The sequence below is a fragment of the Oceanobacillus sp. CF4.6 genome, assembly GCF_051262635.1.
In the GTDB taxonomy this organism is placed as follows: Bacteria; Bacillota; Bacilli; order Bacillales; family Amphibacillaceae; genus Oceanobacillus.
Map to the genome: position 1 here is coordinate 64110 of NZ_JBIMEX010000018.1, position 9393 is coordinate 73502.

At 35.2% G+C, this 9393-nt stretch carries 8 protein-coding genes and 2 pseudogenes; 8 read left to right on the forward strand and 2 right to left on the reverse strand.

Features of this window, described 5'->3' with window-relative positions:
* Nucleotides 1-371 precede the first annotated feature (371 nt).
* From ACHABU_RS19815 to ACHABU_RS19840, 6 genes and pseudogenes are all read left to right on the forward strand, one after another.
* Nucleotides 372-704 carry a PadR family transcriptional regulator gene (locus tag ACHABU_RS19815; RefSeq protein WP_435766688.1) on the forward strand — a complete coding sequence of 111 codons (333 nt, stop codon included), beginning with the start codon at nt 372-374 and terminating at the stop codon, nt 702-704.
* Complete coding sequence (locus ACHABU_RS19820; protein WP_435766689.1) at nt 650-1360, forward strand: HAAS signaling domain-containing protein; 711 nt, start codon at nt 650-652, stop codon at nt 1358-1360. The genes ACHABU_RS19815 and ACHABU_RS19820 overlap by 55 nt, the downstream gene beginning before the upstream one ends.
* A gap of 230 nt (nt 1361-1590) precedes the next feature.
* The gene (locus tag ACHABU_RS19825; protein ID WP_435766690.1) at nt 1591-3063 is read left to right on the forward strand and encodes a DUF4153 domain-containing protein; all 1473 of its coding nucleotides are present in this window, start codon (nt 1591-1593) and stop codon (nt 3061-3063) included.
* 17 nt (nt 3064-3080) lie between these two features.
* Nucleotides 3081-3779, forward strand: a complete 699-nt coding sequence (locus ACHABU_RS19830; protein ID WP_435766691.1) for an isoprenyl transferase — start codon at nt 3081-3083, stop codon at nt 3777-3779.
* Between the two features lie 317 nt (nt 3780-4096).
* Nucleotides 4097-5353, forward strand: coding sequence for a GTPase HflX (gene hflX, locus ACHABU_RS19835; protein WP_435766692.1), 1257 nt, complete (start codon nt 4097-4099; stop codon nt 5351-5353).
* An 89-nt stretch (nt 5354-5442) separates the two neighbouring features.
* Nucleotides 5443-5622 (forward strand): annotated as a pseudogene (locus ACHABU_RS19840) (macrolide 2'-phosphotransferase); the annotation flags it as partial.
* A gap of 66 nt (nt 5623-5688) precedes the next feature.
* Here the strand turns inward: ACHABU_RS19840 and ACHABU_RS19845 are convergent.
* Nucleotides 5689-6141 carry a YaiI/YqxD family protein gene (locus tag ACHABU_RS19845; RefSeq protein ID WP_435766693.1) on the reverse strand — a complete coding sequence of 151 codons (453 nt, stop codon included), beginning with the start codon at nt 6139-6141 and terminating at the stop codon, nt 5689-5691.
* Nucleotides 6142-6350: 209 nt separating this feature from the next.
* On the opposite strand from ACHABU_RS19845, the gene ACHABU_RS19850 reads away from it, so the two are divergent.
* Together ACHABU_RS19850 and ACHABU_RS19855 are read left to right on the forward strand one after the other, a co-directional pair.
* Nucleotides 6351-6860 carry an N-acetyltransferase family protein gene (locus ACHABU_RS19850; RefSeq protein WP_435766694.1) on the forward strand — a complete coding sequence of 170 codons (510 nt, stop codon included), beginning with the start codon at nt 6351-6353 and terminating at the stop codon, nt 6858-6860.
* A 171-nt stretch (nt 6861-7031) separates the two neighbouring features.
* Nucleotides 7032-7871, forward strand: a pseudogene (locus ACHABU_RS19855) (tyrosine-type recombinase/integrase).
* Between the two features lie 86 nt (nt 7872-7957).
* Here ACHABU_RS19855 and arr read toward each other — a convergent pair.
* A complete protein-coding gene (arr, locus tag ACHABU_RS19860) occupies nt 7958-8374 on the reverse strand; it encodes an NAD(+)--rifampin ADP-ribosyltransferase (RefSeq protein WP_435766695.1) in 417 nt (138 codons plus the stop codon).
* Nucleotides 8375-9393 lie beyond the last annotated feature (1019 nt).

Below are 9393 nucleotides of genomic sequence, written 5' to 3' on the forward strand. Positions count from 1 at the left end.
AACTTTTAAGTTAACCAATTGCACTTTCACAAAAAACTACTTACTGCTTTGATGCTTCAATCATGGAACCCTTTAGTTCTTGACGAGTTTGTCATCCGCCAGTAAAGCAAATTTTCCGCCAAGGCTGTGCATATCTTCATTGAAATTCACTTGTAAATAAGTTGCTTAAAAACGTTTGCAAGTCATATACAACTTTCCTTTCAATGGTAGTTCGCCTTGTACTATATGTATACCCGTTTTATTTATGGTTAAACCATTTTTTAAAAAAATTGAAAAAAAGACCTAAGAAATAATAAATAATTAAAGTGCTTTACAAATGATCATAAATTACTTATATTGTATATACCTAATAATTCTAGGTAGGTGAAAAAATGTTTAATCGTGAGCTTGTCAAAGGGAGCACATCATTACTTGTATTACAGCTTTTGAATGAGCGTGACATGTATGGTTATGAATTGGTAAAGGAAATGGACCGACGCAGTGATCATAATCTGCAGATGAAAGAGGGTACATTATATCCTGCACTTCATAAAATGGAAAAGCAGGAATATATTGAATGCTACTGGCAGAATCAGAACAAGGGCCCTGCGCGCAAGTATTATCGTATAACCGCTCAGGGGAAGGAAATTCTAGCTGAGAGAACGACAGAATGGCATCGTTATGTCCAGGTGATGAACAACTTAATTGGGAAAAGCGAGTCATGACGGTGGAGGAAGAAGATCTTTTTCAGGACATCGCCACACAGCGATTCCTGAATGAATTAGATAAAGAGATTGGAGACCATCCAGATAAGCAAAGTATCATGGCAGAATATAAATTACACGTATATGATCTACTGCAAGAAGAGACTCTGGATGGGGATGAAATTTATGAAGAACTGGTTAACCGACTAGGAACCCCAAAGGAGCTTGCTTTGTTATGGAAGCAAGAGACTGCTGTTACACCAAGGAAAATGCAGTGGCTATTTGTACTATGTAATCTTGCTATATTCCTTGGAGGAGCGCTACTGACAATTGGGTATAATGTATTTGATTGGGGCTGGCTGGAAAGTTTATGGACTGGACTTACAGATGCTACTTCCATCATCATCCTTGCATATACGATGTTCTGGGGTCTTCTTGGTTATGAAATTGGAAAAGCGTTTGGTGCTAGGGGATACAAACTATTAAATAAAACGTTTATTTTCTCGATTGTTCCGAATCTAGTATTCATGTATTTAATCGTTTTTAAACTCATTCCATACGAGTGGTTTCAACCTATATTGAGTGTTCGTCTTATTATAGTATGTATTCTTTGTACAGGATTTCTATATCCAGTCAGTTGGTTAGGCTATAGATGGGGGAGGAAAGCTTCCGTATAAACGGATGTTCAAAAAGTCCGGTAGAAATGACACTTCGAGTTTCTGATTAGAGATTCGAATCTTCTACTAAGACTGTCCATGTCCTGCGCCTACGTTATTATCCTTCTTTTTAAACACATATTATAAAAGGGACGGAAAAGACGGTTTGATTCACTCTTCGTATGGAGTAATTTTGCCTATATACAAAGGAATTCTATGTATATAGAAAAACTATGTACAGGTGGGATGGTATGGAAATTCACATAAAACAAAAAGATTTATTGTTTTTACTTGGTTGTTTAGGGTTAGGAATATTAGCAGAAATCAGCTTTTTTCATGGGAAGATTGGATTGTCGTACCCTGTTTTTATAACAGGCTTTTACTTGGTCCTTTTTCTCCGTTTTCGTCTTTCATTCAATCATCGAAGAATTGGTGTACTTTTAATGGTGGTTATATGGATATTGGCTGGGGGATATCTTTTGTATGATAATGATTTTTTCCACGTCCTTAATTTACTTATCATACCAGTACTCGTCTTTTTCCATATTGTGTTAATAACCAGTACGAATAGATTTCGATGGAGTAAGCCAGAATTTATAACGCTTTTGACAACAAAGCTTCAAGAAGCAATCGAATATAATGCAGCTTTTTGCAAGTGGATATTAAATAAGACTTTTAAAAATATGAATGAACAGACTGCACATACGATAAAACGTATCTTAATCGGGCTGATAATCGGAATTCCGTTATTGCTGCTTATCATTGGTCTGTTAATTTCTGCGGACGCTGTTTTTCAAGAAGTTATCTTACACATACCGAATTTTATCTTGCAGCTTAATTATATGGAAGAAATAGCAAGGGCAGCAGCTATTATCCTTTTCACTTTATTGTTTTTCGGTATTTTTCAAGTATTGCAAGTAAAGTCAAAACCGGCTAGAAATTCAATGATTGAGCGAGCGAAAAAAGAAATTCGTTGGGATAGTATTACTGCAGTGACCATTTTAATTTTGCTGAATACGGTGTATGTATTATTTGCAGCTATTCAGTTTACGTACTTTTTCAGTGATGGATTGCTGGATGGACTCACTTATGCTGCTTATGCCAGAAGAGGTTTTTTTGAGCTTGTCTTTGTTACATTAATCAATTGGGCAATTCTTATCAGTTTTTTGAAACTCGTTAAAGATGATCGCAAAGGCATGAAGCTTACGCTAAAAGTGATGTATTCTCTTCTGATTGCAGTGAGTGGTGTCATGCTCATTTCGGCCTTCCAACGATTGAGTATGTATGAAGCTGCCTATGGATTTACAGTCGATCGGATTTTAGCACATGCATTTATGATCTTTTTAATCGTTATTTTTGCTTATACATTGATTCGGGTTTGGATGGAACGGTTAACATTACTGCATTTTTATTTAATAACAGGTCTCACATTTTATACAGCATTAAATGCAATGAATATCGAACAAATCATTGTTGATAATAATCTGAACCGTTTTGAGGAGACAGGAAAAATAGATATTGAATACTTGGATTCTCTTTCCTATACAGGACTAAATGGTTTGATATCGTTATATGAAAAGGAACCAAACTATCCAGAACTTAAAAATATACTACGTAATCGGAAACAGCAAATGGAGTGGCAATCTACGGGTTCCTGGCAATCGTTTAATTTTACAAGACAAGAAGTAACGGAAAAATTGCTTGAGCTTGACATCGGTTATTAATGGAGGAGAGATCATTGATGAATTTATGTGTTCCAAATCATATGGCTATCATCATGGATGGTAATGGAAGATGGGGCAAAAAAAGAGGGCTTACGAGAAGTCAGGGACATTATGCAGGCGCACAGGCGATGGAAAAAATTATTGATGGGAGTATTGATTTAGGTATAAAAATACTTACCCTTTATGCATTTTCCTCCGAGAATTGGTCAAGGCCTAAAGATGAAGTGAATTATTTAATGGATTTGCCAGCCAAATTTTTCAAGAAAAAGTTACCTGGGTTTATGAAAAGAAATATTAAAATCAATATAACCGGAAATATAGTGGCGCTCCCTGAAAGTACGAAAAGCGCGTTGATCGAGGCTGTTAAAAAGACAGAAAATAATCGAGGGATTGTTGTTAACTTTGCTTTTAACTATGGCGGAAGAGACGACATTTTACAGGCTGTTCAGAAGGTCATTCATGAAGTGCAAAATAAACATATCGATTTATGCCATGTGGATGAGCAATTTTTCCAACACTATTTATATACGAAACAACTGCCAGATCCCGAATTAGTCATACGTACTGGGGGAGAGAAAAGGATAAGCAATTTTTTATTGTGGCAATGTTCCAATTCGGAACTGTATTTTTCGGATGTTTATTTTCCTGATTTTAATGGGGAATTGCTTAAACAAGTAATTTATGATATTCAAATGAAACATGCAATTGCTGAATGACAGGTATGGATATCCAATTAGCAGGCATATTAATATGAAAACGAGTTGTTTCTATATGCTATATAAAATATAGATCTAGGTCTTATTAGTGCCTGTCACTCCCCGAATTATGTCGAGATTTGGTTGGGTAGATTTATTGTTTTTGCAATGACTTTGTGCTACTCTGATTGTACTCTAAGAATTCGATATATTATTTTTACCTTTATATACATAAGGAACTTCTCAGATAAGTTCTTTCACGAATAAATTTCCGTTTACATTGCACAGACAGAGGTCTGTGTTTTTTTATTAGAAGAAAATAATGGAGGGAAATTAATATGAAAAACAACGCAATAGTAGTTGGGGTGAATACATCTCCGAATGAAGAGGAATTCTCCTATTCCATGGAGGAGTTAGTGAACTTGGCAGATGCCTGTGGTATACAGGCAGTAGAAAAATTGACACAGAACCTGGAAAGGATTCATCAGGGGCATTATTTAGGTAAAGGAAAATTGGAAGAATTAAAGGAAATGATTGATAAGGAAGAAGCAGATGTAATCATATTTGATGATGAGCTTTCGCCTTCACAAATTAGAAATATTGAGAAAGCAACCGATTGTGAAGTCGTTGACCGTACGATGCTCATCCTTGAGATTTTTGCAAGACGCGCAAAAACAAGAGAATCGAAACTTCAAGTTGAAGTCGCCAGGCTAAGGTATATGCTGCCGAGGTTAATCGGAAGCCGTGAATCACTAGGACGTCAGGGTGGTGGTTCAGGACTGTCAAATAGGGGGTCTGGTGAAACGAAGCTGGAAACAGACCGAAGAAAAATTGAAGAGCAGATTACCAAATTAAATAGAGAGCTAAACAGCCTTGTTAATCAGCGGGAAACGCAGCGGAAACAACGTGAAAAAAGTAAAATGCCGGTTGTTTCGTTAGTCGGTTATACGAATGCTGGGAAATCAACGATGATGAATGCGGTGTTGGACTATTATAATTCGGGAATAGATAAACAAGTATTTGAAAAGGATATGCTTTTTGCTACCCTGGAAACTTCTGTGAGAAAAGTAGAGCTCGATACAAATCAAACCTTTCTTTTGACAGATACCGTGGGATTTATTAATAAATTACCGCATCATCTTGTGAAAGCTTTCCGTTCAACATTGGAAGAAGTTCGTGAAGCGGATCTTCTGATTCAGGTGTTAGATGTGTCCAACCCTCATCATGCCGAGCATCAAAAACTGACAAATAAAATTTTGAATGATATTGGTGTAGATGGAATACCGGTAATTTATGCGTATAATAAAGCGGATGCTGCGTTGGTGGAATACCCACTTGTAGAGGATAATCGAATCTATTTGTCAGCTAAAAATAGAGAGGGTTTGAAGGAACTAACAGAGATGATTAAAGAAGTAGTCTTTAAATCTTACATTACTTGTGAGCTTCTTATCCCATATACGGAAGGAAAGATTGTCGCCTATTTTAATGAGCATGCGAATATTCTAGAAGAATCCTATGATGAAGAAGGTACGAGATTGGTAGTGGAATGTAAGTTAGCAGATGCTAATAAATACGAAAAGTATGTAATAAAATAAGAAGGAAGTGATCTACTTGTCATTATCCAACGAACGAGTTATTGAAAAAACAAGAAATCACGGGTTGAATATAGATCGGGATTCTTTACGATGCACTAATTGAATCCTATAGGAAATCAGGCGGCTATGTTTGGCCCAATATGTATGAACATATTATAGAACTCTCTGCTGCATATCCTGTAGCTATTGCAGAATTTGCGTTGAAATCTGGAATGGAAGATATGAAATTAATGGCGAAACAGACATTGGGTTTGCTTGATAAAGAATAAAGAAATACCCACTAGCACTTCATTACTGCTGGTAGGTATTTCTTTATATTTCTTTCAACCAGTAGATCAATCAGAGAGCAACTGATTAAGTGTGCTATTGAAAAGTGTCCTAAATTTTTCTTTATCTTCACTTGTAAAGGGTTTTGGGCCTTTTGTACGCTTTCCGCTTTTACGTGCCATTGCAGACAAATATCGTGTTTGCAAGAGCTGGTCAATATTTTCATCTGTATAAGTAAATCCTTTGTGGTGGAGCACCGTGCACCCTTTTGCTAAACCTAATGATGCCAGTCCGTAGTCCTGTGTGACAATCATATCATTCCTTTTTGCTAGTTTCATGATCCGGTAATCAGCTGCTTCAGCTCCAGTATCCACATAAATGGTTTTCACTCCCTCAGGGTCATCCACAGTAGAGAAGTGGGATAGGCTTGTAACCAATATAACGGAAATTTTCTTCGCTTTAGCTTCTTTAATAATAACTTCTTTAACAGGACAAGCATCTGCATCAACGTATATTTTCATTGTAATCTCTCCCGGTAGTTCAATTGATAGTGATATTAATGTCTGCCATACGTTTTGTCAATAAAAAAATACCCTTTTCTAATAGTATAAAAAAATTCGTAAAAAATTCATTACGGATGCTATAAAAGGATTAAAAAGGTTTTCAAATCGCGCATTATTGATTATGATAATCGATAGCGTGCTTTTATTTAGATAGAATGGGTGATTACATGGAATACAAAATTGATAAGATGTTAGATACCGATTGGGAACAGGTGCGGAATATATTCATACAAGGGATTGAAACGAAGAATGCTACCTTTGAAACAGAAGCTCCGTCCTGGGAAGAATGGGATCAGGGACATATCCAGGAGTGCAGGCTGGTAGTGCGAGATGGTGAAAAAGTACTTGGGTGGGCAGCGTTAAGCCCTATTTCAAGCAGGCGTGCATTTACCGGTATTGCTGAACTAAGTATATATTTCAGCTTAGATAGCATTGGGAAAGGTATTGGCACAAAGCTGATTCAAACCGTAATCGAATCAAGCGAAGCGGCAGGATTTTGGACGTTGCAATCAGGAATTTTCCCTGAAAATATATCTAGTATAAGATTACATGAGAAAGCCGGCTTCCGCATGATAGGCGTACGTGAACGTATGGGGAAATTAGATGATGTTTGGCGTGATGTAGCAATGATGGAGCGCAGAAGTGAGATTGTCGGGGTAGATGAAACGATGAAGTAACATTACCAATTTTATTACGTATCTAAAAAGATGTCTGACTCATAACGGGTTACGTTACCTATAAAAAAATCCTAATTTACAAGTTAAATACGTTCTCAAACTATTATAAATATTATTATATTCTGTGATTTGGTAATGCTGTTTAATAAAACAATATTGGAGTGAGTTAGATTGTTCCTAATCGACGCAGCAAAATCATATGAGACGGATAAGAAAATTGAGGGTTTTTCTCCTCAAACATTAAGTGCTTATAACCTTCAAGCTAAGTTGTTAGTCAATTATTTTGGAAACATTAAAATGATTGACATAACGACTCAGCATCTAAAAGGCTATTTAGCACAATCAAGCAACGATTTGATGCCGCCCGAGTTTGTCTCACCGTATTAGATTTATCCGTTCATTGTTTCGGTGGCCACACGAGGAAGGAATTATTGAAACAAATCTTTCTAGTACAATTAAGGAACCAAAAGTTGGGAAACGTATCCCAAAATTCCTAACAGAAAGAGAAATTGAGCACTTAAGAGATGCTTGTTTTACTCCCATGGAGAAAGCCTTATTCGAATTTATGTTTTCCACAGGGTGCCGTATTGGAGAAATTGTGACACTTGACCGAAATAACATTAATTGGGGAAGTCAATCGGCAATTGTTCGAGGCAAGGGTGATAAAGAAAGGGAGGTATATTTCAATATCCGTTGTGATATATGGCTGAAGAAATACTTAAATAATAGGAACGATCATGATTCAGCTATATTTGTTACAGAACGATCCCCACATAGGATGAGTATTGCTCAAATGAGATACATAATTAAACGTATTTCAAACCGTGCTGGCATTAATAAAACCATTCATCCTCATCAATTAAGACACAGTTACGCTACGCATCTCTTGAATAAGGGTGCTCCACTTGAAGTTATCCAGAGTCTCCTAGGGCATGAGAAAGCGAAACAACACGAATTTATGCTCAATTAAGTGGAAGACTGAGGCAAGAGTTTTATAGAAAATATTTTTAGATTGTTGAAGAGCAACGCTAATTTACGTTGCTCTTCTTAATAAATGCACCAATTAGTATATTAAAATATTTATTTGATTTTAAGTATTAATCGTAAATTACAGCATTTCCTTGTTCACGTAATTCTTTTAAGGATGTATGCATATGATTTATTTCTTCATCGGAATGTCTTTCCCATGAACTTAATTCAGCTACTATTTTCAAAGGAGATTTAGACCTATAAGAACGTGTTGGGTTTCCAGGGAATCTTTTATCAGTTACGTTTGGATCATTATCAAAATCACCTAATGGTTCTACAATATAAATTCTTTCTTTTGATTTAGATGTTGCTAATTCAGCACCCCATTTAGCAGCATCCAATGTTGCAGTAAAGTATATATAGTTAGATTTTTTATCTTGGTAATTTGATAAGTGTTTGGCTTCTAATAAATCTCCAATTTTTAGTTCCGCTTTAGTTCCATGAAAAAAAGGACCATTATCTAAGACATTTTTTTCGCCATTCATACTGATACACCCCATGTATTTTTAGATTTGTATAAAACAGTTTAGTATAGAAATCACAGAAAGAGTAGACTACAAATAATTTATAAATGATAGTATAATGTAAGTAGATAGAAAGATTTTGGATCGTAATTACCACCTATTATTTCTAATCCATTATTGTATTGCATATTCAACTCTTGCACCAGTTAATTTAATATCTTATCTATGAAGTTTCTTTCTTATCTTTTTTGAAAAAGCCTATTATTACAATAATAAACCCTAAACCTAATAGATAAATCTCATTACCACCTGTTCTAAAAACAACTTCAGGTATGTATAATGCTATGTCCTTTCTCGTTCAACTAACTTTACACCAGATAGTTTAATAAGTAATATTAACTTTGTTTACTTTGGTTTTCTTTTTTAGCCATTTCATAAAAAAGTAATTCTCCTATTGTTAACCCAAATAATAAAGCAATAAGTGAAGTTGTATAATCTGGATTATACAACAAAAATGCAATGATAAACTTAATTAGTCTAATGTAAATCTATATGAACCACAGGTGTGAAATTAATCTTCTGAAAATCCTGTTCCTTCATTAAATGAATATAAATGATATAGGTAATGTATGGATATAATTGGATGTAAAATAGTATTGCATCTAGTTATTTATTATGTTATATTAATTATCCGCCACAAGAGCTAAAGGAAATCATAAAAATGGTTGACTTTTAGTTTGGTAGTATAGCAAGATGGCTCTTGTCGCATTAAATCGACATTGGTAGAAAAAACAACAAAAAAGATGTTGACTTAAACGAATATATTTGATATGATATAATTCTTGTCGCTAAAATTCGGCAACAAACAATTTGCTCTTTGAAAACTGAACAAAACAACCAGTATGTCAAAGGAAGAAAACTTGTTTTTCTTTCTGAAACAACTCATTAAGTTTTACTTATTGAGATAGTAACAAGCTAAGAACACAAATGGAATTAACTGATGTTGATTCTATTCAAACACTTTTATGGAGAGTTTGATC